The following is a 16443-nucleotide window of genomic DNA, read 5'->3' as shown; positions in this document are numbered from 1 at the left end:
TCAGGTATCCAGATTCCCGGCCAGAAACTGCAGCATGCGCTGACGCATGTTCGCCCCTTCATTGCCCAGACACGCAACAGAAGATCCGGCCAGACTGTCCTGCGCCAGATCTGAAGCATCGCCCGCCAGCATCAACTGGCAATCGAGGCTTAACGCCAACCGGCTCAATCGCCGAGGCAAATCGGCGCCAGGCGCGTGATTGGAAAACAGGACGAGTGCATCAGGTTTGATCTTTTCGCACACCAGCGTCAGTTCATCGAACGGCTGCCCCGTGGTCAACACCCTGACACCGGCATTGCTTTCGCTGAGAAACAACGCCGCCACCAGCAACTCCAGCTCTCGACATTGCCCGGCCAGCGCGCTGACGATCACCCGGCGCGGTTGGGTGCCACGCAGCATGACGATCCGTTGCAACACCCGCGCCCGCAGGAATCCATCGAAGAACAGCCACTCGCTGGTTTGCCCGAACGCCTCCTGGCGCTGCAACAATTGCAGCCACAGCGGCATGAGGATGTCCTGAAACACCACGGGCAATGCGTAGGAAGAGAAAATCTGTCCATAAACCCGATCCAGTTGCTGGTCATCGAATGCACTGACCGCCTGCTGGATCTGCTCCTGCCACTGCAGGTAATCCGCTTGTACAAGATCATCCGGGATGATGTGTGCCAGCACTTTCATCGGTTCGGTCCTGGCCAGAATCTTGCCGACTTTGCTCACGGCAACACCACGATCAATCCAGTCGACAATGCTGCGCACGCGCTCGATATCGGTCATCGAATAGAGTCGATGCCCACTTTCGGTGCGTGTCGGCTGAATCAAACCATAGCGCCGCTCCCACGCGCGCAAGGTCACCGGATTGACACCAGTCAGGCGTGCGACTTCACGGATCGGGAAAAGATCAGCGCGTTCAAGCGCAACAGAGGCCTGCGTAGCGGGGTTAGCGTCCGTGATGACAGGCATAAGGCGTTCAACGTCCATGTCGGTTTGATTGGATCCCATTCTAACGCTTATGCCCCGACTGGATTCAAGTACTGAAATGCGACGAAAGTCGCTGGTTTAATCGTGAAAAACCGGAATAATCCTTGCTTGGTAAAAAACGCAGGCCCTCTACCCCGGCCCTGCGTCAGGCGAAACTCCTACCCGGAGCGACGCAATCGAAATACGGAGATACATAATGTCTACTTCCCCCGTCACGCTGATGGTTGCCCGTCGCGTCGCTGATGGCCGCTATCAGGATCTGATCGCCTGGCTGCGCGAAGGCGAGCAACTGGCCACTGACTTTCCCGGTTATCTCGGATCTGGCGTACTCGCCCCGCCGCCCGGCGATAACGAGTTTCAGATCATTTTCCGCTTTGTCGACGAACACACTCTGCATGCGTGGGAACATTCGGCATCACGCACCGCGTGGTTGAGTCGTGGCAGCGATCTGTTCGCCCACCCGAAAGAGCACCGGGTCAGCGGTATCGAAGGCTGGTTCGGCGCTGCCGGCCAGCGTCCACCGCGCTGGAAGCAGGCCGTCGCGATCTGGTTGGCGTTCTTCCCGGTGTCACTGCTGTTCAACTTTGTCCTCGGCCCGTTGCTGGCTGAAATGACTCTGTTGCCGCGCGTGTTGATCAGCACGGCGTGCCTGACGCCGTTGATGGTTTACTTCTTTATTCCATTGTCGACCCGATTGCTGGCGAACTGGCTGAACAGTACGCCGGCACGCCTGCCCGTTTCGGCGACACCTCAGAAACATTAAAGATCGCAGCCTCGTTGCACTCGACAGCTCCTACAGGACTGAACACAGACCAGGGTAGGAGCTGCCGCAGGCTGCGATCTTTTCAGGCTCGTCGCTGTTATAGTTTTTGCTCCCACCGCGATGCGAGCCGTTCATGCCTGATTCCTCAGCCCCGATCCTCATCACCGGTGCCGGCCAGCGTGTCGGTCTGCATTGCGCGCAGCGGTTGCTCGAAGAAGGCTATCGCGTCATCTTCACCTACCGTAGCGAACGCCCCGGCGTGCAGACACTGCGCGATCTGGGCGCCATCGGCCTGTTTGCCGATTTCTCCAGCGAAGCCGGGATTCTCGCGTTCATTAGTGAACTGAAAACCCACACCGACAGCCTGCGCGCCATCGTGCACAACGCCTCCGAATGGCTGGCCGAAACCCCGGACAGCGAGGCTGAAGCCTTCACGCGCATGTTCAATCTGCACATGCTCGCGCCGTACCTGATCAACCTGCACTGCGTTGAATTGCTTAAGCGCTCGACGCCCGCTGACATCATCCACATCAGCGACGATGTCACCCGCAAAGGCAGCAGCAAGCACATCGGCTATTGCGCGACCAAGGCCGGACTCGACAGCCTGACCCTGTCCTTCGCCGCCCGCTATGCGCCGGCCATCAAGGTCAACGGCATCGCGCCAGCCCTGCTATTGTTCAATCCCGACGACGACGCGGCGTACCGCGCCAAGGCCCTGGCCAAATCCGCGCTGGGCATCGAACCCGGCAGCGAAGTGATCTACCAGAGCCTGCGCTATCTGCTCGACAACCCTTATGTCACCGGTACGACCCTGACCGTCAACGGCGGAAGGCACGTCAAATAACACCTGCCTGCGAGGTTGCCCATGAGCCGCTCACTGCCCGAGAACTACCGCGAAATCCTCATCGGCCTCGGTGAGGATCCCGACCGCGAAGGACTGCTCGATACACCAGCGCGCGCGGCCAAGGCCATGCAATACCTGTGTCACGGTTACGAACAGAGCGTCGATGACATTGTTAACGGCGCGCTGTTTGCCTCGGACAGTGACGAAATGATCATCGTCGCCGACATCGAGTTGTACTCGTTGTGCGAACATCACCTGTTGCCCTTCATCGGCAAGGCCCATGTGGCTTATATTCCGACAGGCAAGGTACTGGGCCTGTCGAAAATCGCGCGACTGGTGGACATGTTCGCCCGGCGCCTGCAGATTCAGGAAAACCTCACCCGGCAAATTGCCGATGCGGTGCAACAGGTCACCGATGCTGCCGGCGTCGCCGTCGTCATCGAGGCCAGACACATGTGCATGATGATGCGCGGTGTCGAAAAACAGAATTCGACCATGAACACCTCGGTCATGCTCGGCGCCTTCCGCGAGTCGAGCAACACCCGCCAGGAGTTCCTGCAATTGATTGGACGGAGCAAGTAAATGCCACAACTTCAGCCGGGAATGGCGCGCATCCGGGTCAAGGATCTGCGCTTGCGCACCTTTATCGGGATCAACGAGGACGAAATCCTCAACAAGCAGGATGTGCTGATCAACCTGACCATTTTGTACGCGGCGCAGGAAGCGGTGCGTGACAACGACATCGATCACGCGCTGAATTACCGCACGATCACAAAGGCAATCATCGCCCACGTCGAGGGCAACCGTTTTGCGCTGCTCGAACGCCTGACTCAGGAATTGCTCGATCTGGTGATGAGCAACGGTTCGGTGCTGTATGCCGAGGTCGAAGTCGACAAGCCCCATGCGCTGCGATTTGCCGAATCGGTATCGATAACGCTCGCGGCGAGCCGCTGAGCTTCAGGCTTCAGGCTTCAAGCGGTAAGCTAACGGCCGACCCCGATCCAATCTTGCAGCTTGAAGCTTGCCGCTCAAAGCTGTCTCGCAGAGACCCCCATGACTGATCAACAACGCCTCGAACTCGAAGCCGCCGCCTTCCGCCGGCTGGTCGCCCACCTGGACAGCCGCAAGGACGTGCAGAACATCGACCTGATGAACCTCGCCGGCTTCTGCCGCAACTGCCTGTCGAAGTGGTACAAGGCCGAAGCGGACGAGCGCCAGATCGAGGTCAGCCTCGACGACGCCCGCGAAGTGGTTTACGGCATGCCGTACGCCGAGTGGAAAGCCCAATACCAGCAAGAAGCCAACGCCGACCAGCAAGCGGCGTTCGCCAAAGGAAAAACCCATGAGTGACCTCAACACCCTGCGCGTCAGCCTCAACAGCGGCGAACACACGTTCGCCGACACCCTGGCGTTCATCGCCGCCGGTTACGACTACCAGCCTCAGGCGTTCAACAACGGTGGCGTGGAAAACGCTGCCGGGCAGAACGAAGGTTCGTGCAAGACTTTGGGTCTGGCGCTGCTGGAAGGCCTGAGCGATGAAGAAACGCTGTTGGCGTTTGGCGAGCATTATCGCTCGGTGGTGGCGACGCCTGAGGGCAGCGATCACGGCAATATTCGTGCGTTGATCGAACATGGTCTCGCTGGCGTGAAATTCACCGCGCAACCCTTGGCCCGCCGCTGATCAAGATCAAAAGATCGCGGCCTTCGGCAGCTCCAACACCCTGATCGTTCCCACGCTCCGCGTGGGAATGCAGCTGGGGACGCTCCGCGTCCCAACGGACGCAGAGCGTCCAGATGAGGCATTCCCACGCAGAGCGTGGGAACGATCATCACGTAGCTGAAACTGCGGGCACAAAAAAACCGGCCAATCTGGCCGGTTTTTTTATGTCTGCGATTTAGAACGAAGCGTTCTGCAGACCATCGAGGTAACGCTCGGTGTCCAGTGCCGCCATGCAGCCGGCGCCGGCTGAGGTGATCGCCTGACGGTAAACGTGGTCAGCCACGTCACCGGCAGCGAAGATGCCTTCGACGCTGGTCGCAGTCGCATTGCCTTCACGGCCGCCGTGCACCACCAGATAACCGTCTTTGAGGGTCAACTGGCCTTCGAACAGCGAAGTGTTCGGGGTGTGGCCGATGGCGATGAACACGCCGTCAACGGTGATTTCGTCGAAGCTGCCGTCGTTGTTCTTCAGACGCGCACCGGTCACGCCCATGTTGTCGCCCAGGACTTCGTCGAGGTTGGCGTTCAACTTGAGGATGATCTTGCCTTCGGCGACGCGAGCGTTGAGCTTGTCGATCAGGATCTTCTCGGCGCGGAAGGTTTCGCGACGGTGGATCAGGGTTACGGTGCTGGCGATATTGGCCAGGTACAGTGCTTCTTCAACAGCGGTGTTGCCGCCGCCGACTACAGCAACAGGCTTGTTGCGGTAGAAGAAACCGTCGCAGGTCGCGCAGGCCGAAACGCCTTTGCCCATGAACGCTTCTTCCGAAGGCAGGCCCAGGTAACGCGCGCTGGCGCCAGTGGCGATGATCAGCGCATCGCAGGTGTAAGTCGCGCTGTCGCCGGTCAGGGTGTAAGGCTTGGCGGCGAAGTCGACGGCGTTGATGTGATCGAAAACGATCTCGGTTTCAAAACGCTCGGCGTGCTCGCGCATCCGCTCCATCAGTGCTGGACCGGTCAGACCGTGGACGTCGCCCGGCCAGTTGTCGACTTCGGTGGTGGTGGTCAGTTGACCGCCAGCCTGCATGCCGGTGATCAGCAGTGGCTTGAGGTTGGCACGGGCCGCGTATACCGCAGCGCTGTAACCGGCAGGGCCGGAACCGAGAATAATCACTCGCGAATGACGGACTTCAGACATGACCTGCTCCTGTTGACCGGGCCGAAAAAATGGCACGGATCGCCGGACTGCCGGCGGGAATAAAAAAGGACTGTGGATAACCTTGGGGAAGGCTTGAGCTCGACAGTCCTGTAAAAAGTTGGGTGCAGCGTATCGAGGGGGGCAAGATTAAGGAAATACGGTTTAACAATCCAGCTCATAGGTGGTCTCTATGCCGACACACTGACGAGATGGACGTCTTTGTTACAGTGAATGTCGATCGCTCTGCCGCGCTTTCGCAGCCGTTGCAAAGCCGGTAAGGTCGGCGCGTTTTCCCTTGCTCGGAGCACCCTATGCCCGCCCCTGTTCTGTCCGGCCCGCAATACCTGCGCGAAGGCCTCAAACTGGTCCTCAGCCCCGGCCTGCGCCTGTTCGTGTTGTTGCCGCTGGCGATCAACCTGGTGCTGTTCGTCGGATTGATTTATCTGGCCGGCCACCAGTTCAGTCTGTGGGTCGATACGCTGATGCCGTCGCTGCCCGACTGGCTGAGCTTCCTCAGCTACATCCTCTGGCCATTGTTCGTGGTGCTGGTGGCGTTGATGGTGTTTTTCACCTTCACCATGCTGGCCAACGTGATCGCCGCGCCGTTCAACGGCTTCCTTGCCGAGAAAGTCGAAGTGGTGGTGCGCGGCACTGATGATTTCCCGGCGTTCAGCTGGGGCGAACTGATCGCCATGGTCCCGCGCACACTCGCCCGGGAAATGCGCAAACTCGGTTACTTCCTGCCCCGCGCCATCGGCTTGTTCATCCTCTCGTTCATCCCGGTGGTGAACATTATCGCCGCACCGCTGTGGCTGCTGTTCGGCGTGTGGATGATGGCGATCCAGTACATCGACTACCCGGCGGACAACCACAAACTGGGCTGGAACGAGATGCTCGCCTGGCTGCGGCAGAAGCGCTGGCAAAGCATGAGCTTCGGCGGCATCGTTTATCTGGTGCTGCTGATTCCAGTGGTCAATATCCTGATGATGCCCGCTGCTGTCGCTGGAGCGACGCTGTTCTGGGTGCGTGAGCGTGGCGCCGAGAATCTGGTGAATCAGCGCTAACGCGACGTCACAAATCCATCATCCGAACGTCACAAGCACGACATGGCCTCAGCCGACACTGAGGTCATGACGACAGCTCTACACATCACCCTGATCAGCGAAACCTTCCCACCTGAAATCAACGGGGTGGCCAATACCCTTGGCCGCTTGTGCGATGGATTGCGCGCGCGTGGTCACCAGGTCGAACTGGTGCGCCCGCGTCAGGCCGGTGATCCGCTGCGCAGTGAAGATGAAGCGCTGCTGCTGTGTCGGGGCTGGCCGCTGCCGGGGTATCCGGGGCTGCAATGGGGGCAGTCGTCGATGCATAAACTGCTGCGGCGCTGGAAGCGTCAGCGTCCCGATGTGCTGTATATCGCCACGGAAGGCCCGCTCGGGCTGTCGGCGCTGCGGGCGGCGCGGCGTTTGGGGATATCAGTGGTCAGCGGGTTTCACACCAACTTTCAGCAATACACCAGTCAGTACGGCCTCGGTCTGCTGACGCGGATGCTCACGCATTATCTGCGCTGGTTTCACAATCGCTCGGCCATGACCTTGGTGCCGAGCGTCAGCCAGCGCCTGGAGCTGGAGCGCCGGCATTTCGAGCGGTTGGCGCTGTTGTCTCGAGGCGTGGACAGCCAGTTGTTTCATCCGAGCAAGCGGCTGAATGCCTTGCGTGAACAATGGGGCCTGTCCGAGCAGGACATTGCCGTGATCCACGTAGGAAGACTCGCGCCGGAGAAAAACCTTGGCCTGCTCAAACGCTGCTTCGAAAAACTGCGGGGCACTTATCCACAGCACAATCTGAAACTGATCGTTGTCGGCGACGGGCCACAACGGCTGGCGCTGGAGAAGGATTTGCCAGAGGCCATTTTCTGCGGCTCACAGCGCGGCGAGGCGTTGGCGGCGCACTACGCGTCGGGCGACGTATTTTTGTTTCCGAGCCTTACCGAAACCTTCGGCAATGTTGTGCTCGAAGCATTGGCGTCAGGACTTGGCGTGGTGGCTTACGATCAGGCTGCGGCAGCGCAACATATTCGCCATGGCTACAACGGCGTGCTGGCGATGCCCGGTGATGAACAGGCGTTCTGCGAGGCGGCGGCGTGGTTGCTGGAAGAGGATGAGACGTTGCGTTGCGTGCGCCTGAATGCGCGACAGCATGCGAGCCGCCAGGGCTGGCCGGCGGTTATCGAGCAGTTTGAAAAGCATTTGCGTGGGGCTTGTGTGGGGGAGCAGGTTGTCCCGAATGCGCAGACACTTCCCTGAATTATTGTTGCGTTTGAAACCGCCATCGCTGGCAAGCCAGCTCCCACAGGGATTTCCAGTGACCACAGGTCGTGTGAACACCCATAAAACCTGTGGGAGCTGGCTTGCCAGCGATAGCGTCAGTAAGGGCGCCGGTTAAACCAGCGTCATCAACGCCTCACGGCTGAACGGCAGGATATCCTGTTCACGCCCTTCACGGACTTTCTGCGCCCAGTCCGGGTCGACCAGCAGTGCACGCCCCACCGCCACCAGATCGAATTCCTCTTTGTTCAGACGCTCCAGCAGGTTCTCCAGACTGGCCGGTTGCGCGACCTTGTCGGTGTTGACCATGAACTGCAGGAACTCACCATCCAGCCCCACGCTGCCGACGGTAATGGTCGGCTTGCCGGTCAATTGGCGTGTCCAGCCGGCCAGGTTCAAGTCAGAGCCGTCGAACTCCGGCTCCCAGAAGCGACGCGTCGAGCAGTGGAAAATATCCACGCCGGCATCGGACAGCGGCTTGAGGAATTCGCCCAGTGCTTCCGGGGTTTGCACCAGACGCGCGGTGTAATCCTGCTGCTTCCATTGCGAAAAACGGAAGATGATCGGGAAACCTTCGCCAACCGCAGCACGCACGGTTTGAATCAGTTCGATGGCGAAACGCGAACGGTTGGCCAGGCTGCCGCCGTATTCGTCGGTGCGCTGGTTGCTGCCTTCCCAGAAGAACTGATCGACCAGGTAACCGTGGGCGCCGTGGATTTCCACGCCGTCCATGCCGATGCTCTGTGCATCTTTGGCCGCTTGAGCGAACGCGGCGATCACGTCCTGAATGTCTTGTTTGCTCATGCCGTGCACCACGACCTGACCGTCCTTGAGTTTTTCCGACGGGCCATAAGCCGGCACGCTGGCGTCCGGCTCGGTGCCGATGCGGCGCACGCTACCCACATGCCAAAGTTGCGGAACAATCTTGCCGCCCTCGGCGTGAACGGCGTCGACGACTTTCTTCCAGCCGGCCAACGGCGCTTCACCAAAGAATTGCGGCACATTCGGGTAACCGTTGGAGGCGATGTGGCCGACGGTGGTGCCTTCAGTGATGATCAAGCCAACACCGGCCGCCGCGCGACGACGGTAGTACTCGATGACTTTCGAATTAGGCACGCCACCCGGGGAGAAAGAGCGAGTCATCGGCGCCATGACCACACGGGTCGGCAGTTCGAGGGCTCCGAGGCGGAACGGTTTGAACAAGGCTTGAACGGGCATCGAAGGGCTCCACAGAGAAGGCTTTATGACGGCGATAATATGGAGGAGCGAAGCCTTTGAACAGCACTATTGATTTGGGTGATTAAGGATTAAAAGACGTAAAGCAAAAGATCGCAGCCTTCGGCAGCTTCTACATGGGTTTTGAGGTCACCTGTAGGAGCTGCCGAAGGCTGCGATCTTTTGATTTTGCTTTTCAGCCCAGCGCTTTTTCAATCGCATGAACAATGGTCGGATCATCCGGCGCCATACGCGGCGAGAACCGCGCCAGCACCCGGCCATCCTTGCCAAGCAGGAATTTCTCGAAATTCCAGGTGATGTCACCGGGGAACTCCGCGCCCTCGCCCGCCAGCAAGCGGTAGAGTTGATGCCGTTCGTGACCGTTGACTTCAAGCTTGCTCGACAACGGAAACGTCACGCCATAGTTAAGGCTGCAGAACTCCTGAATTTCCTTTTCAGAACCGGGTTCCTGACCGGCAAACTGGTTGCACGGCAGGCCCAGCACGCTGAACCCTTTGCCTTTGAATTGCTGATAGAGGTTTTCCAGCGCCGCATACTGAGGCGTCAAGCCGCACTTGGAGGCGACGTTGACCACCAGCACGACTTGGCCCTTGAACGGCGCCAGCGGTAGCTCCTGACCATCCAGGGCTGTCAACTTAAGGTCGTGAAAAGCACTCATGACGAACTCCAGGATTCCGATGTTCTACTCGAAACAGCCACTTGGCGAGGCCACCAAGGACAGCCGCGGACTAAAAAGGCGCCCGCAGGCGCCTCTCCAGTACTCGAAGCTTAGCGCAGAAAATCAGTGGTGATGGCCACCTTCGCCATGGACGTGGCCATGAGCGATTTCTTCCTGGCTGGCATCACGGATATCAACGATCTTCACTTTGAAGTTCAGGCGCTGACCGGCCAGTGGGTGGTTGCCATCAACCGTCACGTCGTCGCCGTCGAGGTCACGGATGGTGACGATTTGCATCTGGCCGTCCGGCGCCGAAGCGTGGAACTGCATGCCGACTTCCAGCTCGTCAACGCCTTCGAACATGCTGCGGCTCAGGGTGCTGACCAGCTCGGCGGCGTATTCGCCGTAAGCGTCTTCCGGTTCAACGGAAACTTCCAGCTCGTCACCAACAGCTTTGCCTTCCAGCGCTTTTTCCAGGCCTGGAATGATGTTGCCTGCGCCTTGCAGGTAGACCAGCGGAGCGCCGCCGGCGGAGCTGTCGATGACCTCACCAGCGTCGTTGGTCAGGGTATAGTCGATGGAGACAGCCTTATTGGCGGCGATCAGCATGGGGCGAGACCTTTTGCATAAGAATATAGAAAGACCAAGTTTAGCGAAGCAAACGCGCGAAAGCGAACACAACCCGGACAAACGGGTTTCGACGATCGCAGGCTTTCATCAAGACGAAGAAGGCCATTGGGTGGCCGAGCTTTCTTGTGGCCACACCCAACACCTGCGCCATCAGCCGCCGTGGCAATCGCGCGCCTGGGTGCTCGACCCGGCGCAACGTATTGAAAAAATAGGCCAACCCTTTGCCTGCGGTTGGTGCGCACAAGGCTCGGTTAACGATAACCTTGGCGACTGAATTTCGGCAGATTGTCAGAGATAGATGATCGCCATTGCCATGCAACTTTAGAGAATTCGCATGCAAACTTTTTTTATCGCACCCACCGATTTTGGCGTGGGTCTGACCTCCATCAGCCTTGGGCTGGTGCGTACGCTGGAGCGAGCGGGCCTGAAAGTCGGCTTCTTCAAACCGATTGCGCAGCCGCACCCCGGCGACACCGGCCCTGAGCGTTCGACCGAACTGATGGCGCGCACCCACGGTCTGAAACCGCCGCAGCCACTGGGTCTGGCGCATGTCGAGCGAATGCTCGGCGACGGTCAGCTTGATGAGCTGCTCGAAGAAATCATCGCCCTGTATCAGCAAGCGGCCATCGGCAAAGACGTGCTGGTCGTTGAAGGCATGGTGCCGACCCGCAGCGCCAGCTATGCCGCGCGAGTCAACCTGCACTTGGCGAAAAGCCTTGATGCCGAGGTGATTCTGGTCTCGGCGCCGGAAAACGAAGTCCTCGCCGAACTCTCCGGCCGTGTCGAATTGCAGGCGCAATTGTTCGGTGGCCCGAAAGACCCGAAAGTCCTCGGCGTGATCCTCAACAAGGTCAAGACCGACGAGAGCATGGACGCCTTCGCTGCGCGTCTGAAAGAGCATTCGCCGTTGCTGCGCAGCGGCGATTTCCGCTTGCTCGGCTGCATCCCGTTCCAACCCGAACTCAACGCACCACGCACCCGCGACGTCGCCGACCTGATGGGCGCGCAAGTGCTCAATGCGGGTGATTACGAAACCCGCCGGATGACCAAAATCATCATCTGCGCACGGACCATGCGCAACACCGTCGAGCTGCTCAAGCCCGGCGTACTGGTGGTGACGCCCGGCGATCGCGACGACATCATCCTCGCCGTCAGCCTCGCGGCGATCAACGGCGTACCGCTGGCCGGCCTGCTGCTGACCAGCGACACCCTGCCCGACCCGCGCATCATGGATTTGTGCCGTGGCGCCTTGCAGGCCGGTTTGCCGGTGTTGTCGGTGAGCACCGGTTCCTACGACACCGCCAACCTGCTCAACGGTTTGAACAAGGAAATCCCGATCGATGACCGCGAGCGTGCGGAGATCATCACCGACTTCGTTGCCAGCCATCTCGACGCGAAATGGCTGCACCAACGCTGCGGCACGCCACGGGAAATGCGTCTGTCGCCGGCGGTGTTCCGCTATCAATTGATTCAGCGTGCGCAAGCGGCGAACAAACGCATCGTCCTGCCCGAAGGCAGCGAACCGTTCACCGTGCAAGCGGCGGCAATTTGTCAGGAGCGCGGGATTGCCCGTTGCGTGTTGCTGGCGAAACCGGAAGACGTCGAAGCCGTCGCTCGCGCTCAAGGCATCGTGTTGCCGCCGGGACTGGAGATTCTCGATCCGGACCTGATCCGCGAGCGCTACGTGGAGCCGATGGTCGCCCTGCGCAAGACCAAAAGCCTCAATGCACCGATGGCCGAGCAGCAGCTGGAAGACACCGTGGTGATCGGCACCATGATGCTGGCGCTGGATGAAGTCGACGGATTGGTCTCGGGTGTGATCAACACCACCGCCAACACCATCCGCCCGGCCCTTCAGTTGATCAAGACCGCACCGGGCTGCACGCTGGTGTCGTCGGTGTTCTTCATGCTGTTCCCGGAAGAAGTGCTGGTGTACGGCGACTGCGTGATGAACCCGCACCCGAGCGCCACCGAACTGGCCGAGATCGCCCTGCAGAGCGCTGATTCGGCGGCGGCATTCGGTATCACTCCGCGCGTGGCCATGATCAGCTACTCCAGCGGCGAATCGGCCACCGGCGAAGAAGTCGAAAAAGTCCGCGAAGCCACCCTGCTCGCCCACGAACAACAGCACTCGCTGCTGATCGACGGCCCACTGCAATACGACGCCGCAGCCAACGCCGAAGTCGCCCGGCAACTGGCGCCGAACAGCCAGGTGGCCGGTCGCGCCACCGTGTTTGTGTTCCCCGATCTCAACACTGGCAACACCACCCACAAAGCCGTACAACGCAGCGCCGATTGCGTCAGCCTCGGGCCGATGTTGCAAGGCCTGCGCAAACCGGTGAATGACTTGCCGCGCGGCGCGCAGGTCGATGACATCGTCTACACCATCGCCCTCACCGCGATTCAAGCCGCCAACCGACCTATGGATGTGTAAATGCTGGATTTTCTACCTGCACCGCTGCGCGGCGTGATTGCTTCGCTGCTGTTGGCACTTAATACGATTCTGCTGTGCTCGTTTCTGTTCTGCGTGGCGCTGATCAAAGTGTTGCCGTTCGATTTCGCCCGGCGGGCTTCGCGCTGGCTGATGAGCCACACCCACGAGGCTTGGATCAGCAATAACAAGGGCTGGATGAACCTGGTCCGGCGCACCCGCTGGCACGTCAGTGGTCTGCAAGGCCTCGACTATCAGCACTCGTATCTGATCACCAGCAATCACCAGAGCTGGGTCGATATTCTGGTGCTGCAATACGTGCTCAATCGCCGGATTCAGCCGCTGAAATTCTTCCTCAAGCAGGAGCTGATCTGGGTACCGGTGATTGGACTGGCGTGGTGGGCGCTGGGCTTTCCGTTCATGAAGCGCTACTCCAAGGCGTACCTGGCCAAGCACCCGGAGAAGAAAGGCAAAGACCTGGAGACTACTCGTAAGACTTGCGCGAAGTTTCGTAATAACCCGGTGGGGATTTTCAACTTTGTCGAGGGCACGCGGTTTACCGACGGCAAGCATGCGCAGCAGCAGTCGCCGTTCAAGTACCTGCTCAAGCCCAAGGCCGGCGGCATCGCGTTTGTACTGGATGCGATGGGCGAGCAGTTGGAGTCGATCGTCAACGTGACGATTCACTATCCGACCGGGCGTCCGGGGTTCTGGGATCTGCTTTGCGGCAATGTGCGCGACGTGGTGGTGCACTTTGAAGAGCTGAAGATTCCGCAGCAATTCATCGGCAAGAATTACGATCAGGACGGTGAGTATCGTTTGCAGTTTCAGGGCTGGATCAATCAGCTGTGGCTGGATAAGGATGCGTTACTGGAACAGATGCACCGCGAATATCCTTCCGTATGATCGTTCCTACGCTCCGCGTGGGAATGCCTCACTGGACGCTCTGCGTCCGCTTTAGATGGGACGCGGAGCGTCCCGGGCTGCGTTCCCACGCAGAGCGTGGGAACGATCACGAATCGCCTATGCCCGAATAAAAAAGCCCGCCGATGATCACTCATCGGCGGGCTTTTTCTTGCAGCTTGAAACTCGAAGCTTGCCGCTGCTTTATCGCTTAAATCGCGCCACGCTGACGCAGCAGATCCAGCACTTGCTTGACGCTTTCTTCCACACTCAATGTCTGCGTGTCGATCACCAGATCGGCATTCAGCGGCACGTCGTACGGGAAGGATTCGCCCGGGATGTTGTCGCCGGCGGCGGCATACAGACCTTGCGGATCACGCTCGGCGCACACGGCCGGCGAGGCCTGCACGTAGACCGTCAGCAGACGATCCTTGCCGATCAGGTCCTTGGCCTGCTCACGCCCTTCAGCGCTTGGCGCGACGAACGAGGCCAAGGTCAGCAGACCCGCTTCGTTGAACTGACGCGCGACGTGCGCGGCACGACGCCAGTTCTCGGTACGCCCGGCGCGATCCTGTGGCAGACCTTTGTTCAGATCCTGACGCAGGTTCTGCCCATCCAGCACAAACACCGCACGGCCCATGTCGAACAGCTTGCGCTCGACCGCGTAGGCCAGGGTGCTCTTGCCCGCGCCCGACAGGCCGCTGAACAACACGGTGGCCGGTTGCTGACCGAAACGCTGAGCGCGTTCTTCAGTCGCTACGTGCGCCAGTTTGCCGTGGTGCGTGGCAGTGCCATGGGTCACTGGCTGCGCGACGATCATGCCGGCGCCGACGGTACCGTTGGTCAAGCGGTCGATGATGATGAACGCGCCGGTGGTGCGGTTGCTTTCGTAACCGTCGAGGGCGATCGGCGCGTCGAGCGCGATCTTCACCTTGCCGATTTCGTTGAGCTGCAACGCGCTCGCCGGGCCTTCTTCCAGGGTGTTCACGTCGACCTTGTTGACGATGCTGGCAATCGAGCCCGGCACGTAACTGGTGGCGCGTTTGATGTCGTATTTCTTGCCCGGCAGCATCGGCTCTTCAGCCATCCACACCAGCATCGCTTCGAAGCTGTCGGTGACCGGCGGCACGTTGTCGGCATGCACCAACAGGTCGCCACGGGAGATGTCGATTTCGTCTTCCATGGTCAGCGTCACTGCCTGACCTGGACCTGCATGTTCCAGCTCACCTTCGAAGGTGACGATGGATTTCACGCGACTGCTCTTGCCCGACGGCAGCACCACGACTTCATCGCCTTTGTGCACGATGCCGCTGGCCAGCGTGCCGGCGAAACCACGGAAGTTCAGGTTCGGACGGTTGACGTACTGCACCGGGAAACGCAGATCGGTGAAGTTGCGGTCGCCCGCCACTTCCACGGTCTCGAGGATTTCCATCAGCGACTGGCCTTTGTACCAAGGCGAGCGCTCGGACTTGTTCACCACGTTGTCGCCCTTGAGGGCAGACATCGGCACGAAGTGCATGCTGGTCGGCTTCATCTTCAAGCCTTCGGCGAACTTCAGGTAGTCAGCCTTGATCGACTCGAACACGCCTTCATCGAAGCCCTTCAAGTCCATCTTGTTGATGGCGACGACGATGTGTTTGATCCCCAGCAACGAGGCGATGAAGCTGTGGCGACGGGTCTGGGTCTGCACGCCGTAACGCGCGTCAACCAGAATGATCGCCAGGTCACAGGTGGAGGCACCGGTGGCCATGTTGCGGGTGTACTGCTCATGACCGGGGGTGTCGGCGATGATGAATTTGCGTTTGGCGGTGGAGAAATAGCGGTAAGCAACATCGATGGTGATGCCCTGCTCACGCTCGGCCTGCAGGCCGTCGACCAGCAATGCCAGGTCGATGTCGTCACCGGTGGTGCCGACTTTCTTCGAGTCGCGGGTAATCGCTTCGAGGTGATCTTCGTAGATCATCTTCGAGTCGTGCAGCAGGCGCCCGATCAGGGTGCTCTTGCCGTCATCGACGTTACCGCAAGTCAAAAAGCGCAGCAGTTCTTTACGTTCGTGCTGGCCCAGGTAGGCGAGGATGTCCTCGCTGATCAAATCAGAAACATGCGACATGACAGCCCCTTAGAAATAGCCTTGACGTTTTTTATCTTCCATCGAGCCGGCGCCATCGTGGTCGATGACTCGGCCCTGGCGCTCGGAAGTTCGCGTCAGGAGCATTTCTTGAATGATGTCCGTGAGGCTTTCGGCCTCGGACTCCACGGCGCCCGTCAACGGGTAGCAGCCAAGGGTACGGAAACGCACTTTCTTTTTGACGATGCGCGCTTTGTCTTCGTCGGACAGGTGCTCGAGGATGCGCTCGTCGTCGATCATGATCAGCGTGCCATTCTTCTCGATCACTTCGCGTTCGGCGGCGAAGTACAGCGGCACAATCGGGATGCCTTCGAGGTAGATGTACTGCCAGATGTCCAGCTCGGTCCAGTTCGACAGAGGGAATACGCGGATGGATTCGCCCTTGTTGACCTTGCCGTTGTAGACGTTCCACAGCTCTGGACGCTGATTTTTCGGGTCCCAGCGGTGCTTGCTGTCGCGGAACGAGTACACGCGCTCTTTGGCGCGGGATTTCTCTTCATCGCGACGGGCGCCGCCGAATGCGGCGTCGAAACCATGCTTGTCGAGTGCCTGTTTCAGGCCTTCGGTTTTCATGATGTCGGTGTGCTTGGCGCTGCCGTGGGTGAACAAATTGATCTCGCCTGCCGCGAGTGGGGTTTCTTCTACATCAAGGGCCATCCGATTTCAACGCAGCGCATCAACACCGTG

18 protein-coding genes and 1 pseudogene are annotated in these 16443 nt (G+C 59.5%); 12 read left to right on the top strand and 7 right to left on the bottom strand.

What is annotated here, in order from left to right:
* Positions 1–960, bottom strand: coding sequence for a MerR family transcriptional regulator (locus ACIF4X_RS16990; RefSeq protein WP_397483023.1), 960 nt, complete (start codon positions 958–960; stop codon positions 1–3).
* Positions 961–1174: 214 nt separating this feature from the next.
* Here ACIF4X_RS16990 and ACIF4X_RS16985 point away from each other — a divergent pair, with 214 nt between their 5' ends.
* The 6 genes from ACIF4X_RS16985 to ACIF4X_RS16960 all read left to right on the top strand — a co-directional run bounded on the left by ACIF4X_RS16985 (position 1175) and on the right by ACIF4X_RS16960 (position 4266).
* Positions 1175–1741 (top strand): antibiotic biosynthesis monooxygenase, encoded by a 567-nt coding sequence (locus ACIF4X_RS16985; RefSeq protein WP_397483022.1) that lies wholly within the window; start codon positions 1175–1177, stop codon positions 1739–1741.
* Between the two features lie 133 nt (positions 1742–1874).
* A complete protein-coding gene (gene folM, locus ACIF4X_RS16980; RefSeq protein ID WP_397483021.1) occupies positions 1875–2585 on the top strand; it encodes a dihydromonapterin reductase in 711 nt (236 codons plus the stop codon).
* Positions 2586–2606: 21 nt separating this feature from the next.
* Positions 2607–3167, top strand: a complete 561-nt coding sequence (folE, locus tag ACIF4X_RS16975; protein ID WP_397483020.1) for a GTP cyclohydrolase I FolE — start codon at positions 2607–2609, stop codon at positions 3165–3167.
* Positions 3168–3539: a dihydroneopterin triphosphate 2'-epimerase gene (folX, locus tag ACIF4X_RS16970; protein WP_007914273.1), complete on the top strand. Its 372-nt coding sequence runs from the start codon at positions 3168–3170 to the stop codon at positions 3537–3539.
* Between the two features lie 99 nt (positions 3540–3638).
* Positions 3639–3935 carry a DUF1244 domain-containing protein gene (locus ACIF4X_RS16965; RefSeq protein ID WP_016987026.1) on the top strand — a complete coding sequence of 99 codons (297 nt, stop codon included), beginning with the start codon at positions 3639–3641 and terminating at the stop codon, positions 3933–3935.
* Positions 3928–4266, top strand: a complete 339-nt coding sequence (locus tag ACIF4X_RS16960; RefSeq protein ID WP_397483019.1) for a HopJ type III effector protein — start codon at positions 3928–3930, stop codon at positions 4264–4266. The genes ACIF4X_RS16965 and ACIF4X_RS16960 overlap by 8 nt, the downstream gene beginning before the upstream one ends.
* A gap of 214 nt (positions 4267–4480) precedes the next feature.
* On the opposite strand, the gene trxB is transcribed toward ACIF4X_RS16960, so the two are convergent.
* Positions 4481–5443: a thioredoxin-disulfide reductase gene (gene trxB / locus ACIF4X_RS16955; protein WP_007912350.1), complete on the bottom strand. Its 963-nt coding sequence runs from the start codon at positions 5441–5443 to the stop codon at positions 4481–4483.
* A 311-nt stretch (positions 5444–5754) separates the two neighbouring features.
* On the opposite strand from trxB, the gene cysZ reads away from it, so the two are divergent.
* Together cysZ and ACIF4X_RS16945 are read left to right on the top strand one after the other, a co-directional pair.
* Positions 5755–6507 (top strand): sulfate transporter CysZ, encoded by a 753-nt coding sequence (cysZ, locus tag ACIF4X_RS16950; RefSeq protein WP_397483018.1) that lies wholly within the window; start codon positions 5755–5757, stop codon positions 6505–6507.
* Positions 6508–6549: 42 nt separating this feature from the next.
* On the top strand, positions 6550–7749 hold the full coding sequence (locus tag ACIF4X_RS16945) for a glycosyltransferase family 4 protein (RefSeq protein WP_397483017.1): 1200 nt from the start codon (positions 6550–6552) through the stop codon (positions 7747–7749).
* A gap of 135 nt (positions 7750–7884) precedes the next feature.
* Here ACIF4X_RS16945 and ACIF4X_RS16940 read toward each other — a convergent pair whose 3' ends face one another.
* From ACIF4X_RS16940 to ACIF4X_RS16930, 3 genes are all read right to left on the bottom strand, one after another.
* Positions 7885–8988, bottom strand: a complete 1104-nt coding sequence (locus tag ACIF4X_RS16940) for an NADH:flavin oxidoreductase (RefSeq protein WP_397483016.1) — start codon at positions 8986–8988, stop codon at positions 7885–7887.
* A gap of 193 nt (positions 8989–9181) precedes the next feature.
* Entirely contained in the window at positions 9182–9664 is a 483-nt protein-coding gene (locus ACIF4X_RS16935) for a glutathione peroxidase (RefSeq protein ID WP_397483015.1), read from the bottom strand.
* A 123-nt stretch (positions 9665–9787) separates the two neighbouring features.
* The gene (locus ACIF4X_RS16930) at positions 9788–10273 is read right to left on the bottom strand and encodes a peptidylprolyl isomerase (RefSeq protein ID WP_007912368.1); all 486 of its coding nucleotides are present in this window, start codon (positions 10271–10273) and stop codon (positions 9788–9790) included.
* Here ACIF4X_RS16930 and ACIF4X_RS16925 point away from each other — a divergent pair.
* The 3 genes from ACIF4X_RS16925 to ACIF4X_RS16915 are packed head-to-tail and all read left to right on the top strand — an operon-like array spanning position 10242 to position 13631.
* The gene (locus tag ACIF4X_RS16925; protein ID WP_277760605.1) at positions 10242–10568 is read left to right on the top strand and encodes a DUF3565 domain-containing protein; all 327 of its coding nucleotides are present in this window, start codon (positions 10242–10244) and stop codon (positions 10566–10568) included. The two genes, ACIF4X_RS16930 and ACIF4X_RS16925, sit on opposite strands and share 32 nt — an antisense overlap.
* 60 nt (positions 10569–10628) lie before the next feature.
* Complete coding sequence (gene pta, locus ACIF4X_RS16920) at positions 10629–12728, top strand: phosphate acetyltransferase (protein WP_397483014.1); 2100 nt, start codon at positions 10629–10631, stop codon at positions 12726–12728.
* The gene (locus ACIF4X_RS16915) at positions 12729–13631 is read left to right on the top strand and encodes an acyltransferase (RefSeq protein ID WP_397483013.1); all 903 of its coding nucleotides are present in this window, start codon (positions 12729–12731) and stop codon (positions 13629–13631) included. It begins immediately after the preceding gene.
* A 208-nt stretch (positions 13632–13839) separates the two neighbouring features.
* On the opposite strand, the gene cysN is transcribed toward ACIF4X_RS16915, so the two are convergent.
* Together cysN and cysD are read right to left on the bottom strand one after the other, a co-directional pair.
* Positions 13840–15738, bottom strand: coding sequence for a sulfate adenylyltransferase subunit CysN (gene cysN, locus ACIF4X_RS16910; RefSeq protein ID WP_397483012.1), 1899 nt, complete (start codon positions 15736–15738; stop codon positions 13840–13842).
* 9 nt (positions 15739–15747) lie between these two features.
* Positions 15748–16380, bottom strand: a pseudogene (gene cysD, locus ACIF4X_RS16905) (sulfate adenylyltransferase subunit CysD); the annotation flags it as partial.
* Between cysD and ACIF4X_RS16900 the strand changes: the two are divergent.
* Positions 16339–16443, top strand: a 105-nt coding sequence (locus ACIF4X_RS16900) for a 2-oxoglutarate and iron-dependent oxygenase domain-containing protein (RefSeq protein WP_397483070.1), incomplete at its 3' end; no start/stop codon positions are given. The pseudogene cysD and the gene ACIF4X_RS16900 sit on opposite strands and share 42 nt — an antisense overlap.

The organism is Pseudomonas sp. NPDC085632 (assembly GCF_044541255.1).
Classification (GTDB): Bacteria; Pseudomonadota; Gammaproteobacteria; order Pseudomonadales; family Pseudomonadaceae; genus Aquipseudomonas.
The sequence above is the reverse complement of the archived record's forward strand: the minus strand, read 5'-3'. Positions and strand labels throughout refer to the sequence as shown.

Coding starts and splice junctions, on each gene's coding strand:
- ACIF4X_RS16990 (WP_397483023.1), bottom strand. CDS start 960: ATGCCTGTCATCACGGACGCTAACCCCGCTACGCAGGCCTCTGTTGCG.
- ACIF4X_RS16985 (WP_397483022.1), top strand. CDS start 1,175: ATGTCTACTTCCCCCGTCACGCTGATGGTTGCCCGTCGCGTCGCTGAT.
- folM (WP_397483021.1), top strand. CDS start 1,875: ATGCCTGATTCCTCAGCCCCGATCCTCATCACCGGTGCCGGCCAGCGT.
- folE (WP_397483020.1), top strand. CDS start 2,607: ATGAGCCGCTCACTGCCCGAGAACTACCGCGAAATCCTCATCGGCCTC.
- folX (WP_007914273.1), top strand. CDS start 3,168: ATGCCACAACTTCAGCCGGGAATGGCGCGCATCCGGGTCAAGGATCTG.
- ACIF4X_RS16965 (WP_016987026.1), top strand. CDS start 3,639: ATGACTGATCAACAACGCCTCGAACTCGAAGCCGCCGCCTTCCGCCGG.
- ACIF4X_RS16960 (WP_397483019.1), top strand. CDS start 3,928: ATGAGTGACCTCAACACCCTGCGCGTCAGCCTCAACAGCGGCGAACAC.
- trxB (WP_007912350.1), bottom strand. CDS start 5,443: ATGTCTGAAGTCCGTCATTCGCGAGTGATTATTCTCGGTTCCGGCCCT.
- cysZ (WP_397483018.1), top strand. CDS start 5,755: ATGCCCGCCCCTGTTCTGTCCGGCCCGCAATACCTGCGCGAAGGCCTC.
- ACIF4X_RS16945 (WP_397483017.1), top strand. CDS start 6,550: ATGGCCTCAGCCGACACTGAGGTCATGACGACAGCTCTACACATCACC.
- ACIF4X_RS16940 (WP_397483016.1), bottom strand. CDS start 8,988: ATGCCCGTTCAAGCCTTGTTCAAACCGTTCCGCCTCGGAGCCCTCGAA.
- ACIF4X_RS16935 (WP_397483015.1), bottom strand. CDS start 9,664: ATGAGTGCTTTTCACGACCTTAAGTTGACAGCCCTGGATGGTCAGGAG.
- ACIF4X_RS16925 (WP_277760605.1), top strand. CDS start 10,242: ATGGAGACAGCCTTATTGGCGGCGATCAGCATGGGGCGAGACCTTTTG.
- ACIF4X_RS16930 (WP_007912368.1), bottom strand. CDS start 10,273: ATGCTGATCGCCGCCAATAAGGCTGTCTCCATCGACTATACCCTGACC.
- pta (WP_397483014.1), top strand. CDS start 10,629: ATGCAAACTTTTTTTATCGCACCCACCGATTTTGGCGTGGGTCTGACC.
- ACIF4X_RS16915 (WP_397483013.1), top strand. CDS start 12,729: ATGCTGGATTTTCTACCTGCACCGCTGCGCGGCGTGATTGCTTCGCTG.
- cysN (WP_397483012.1), bottom strand. CDS start 15,738: ATGTCGCATGTTTCTGATTTGATCAGCGAGGACATCCTCGCCTACCTG.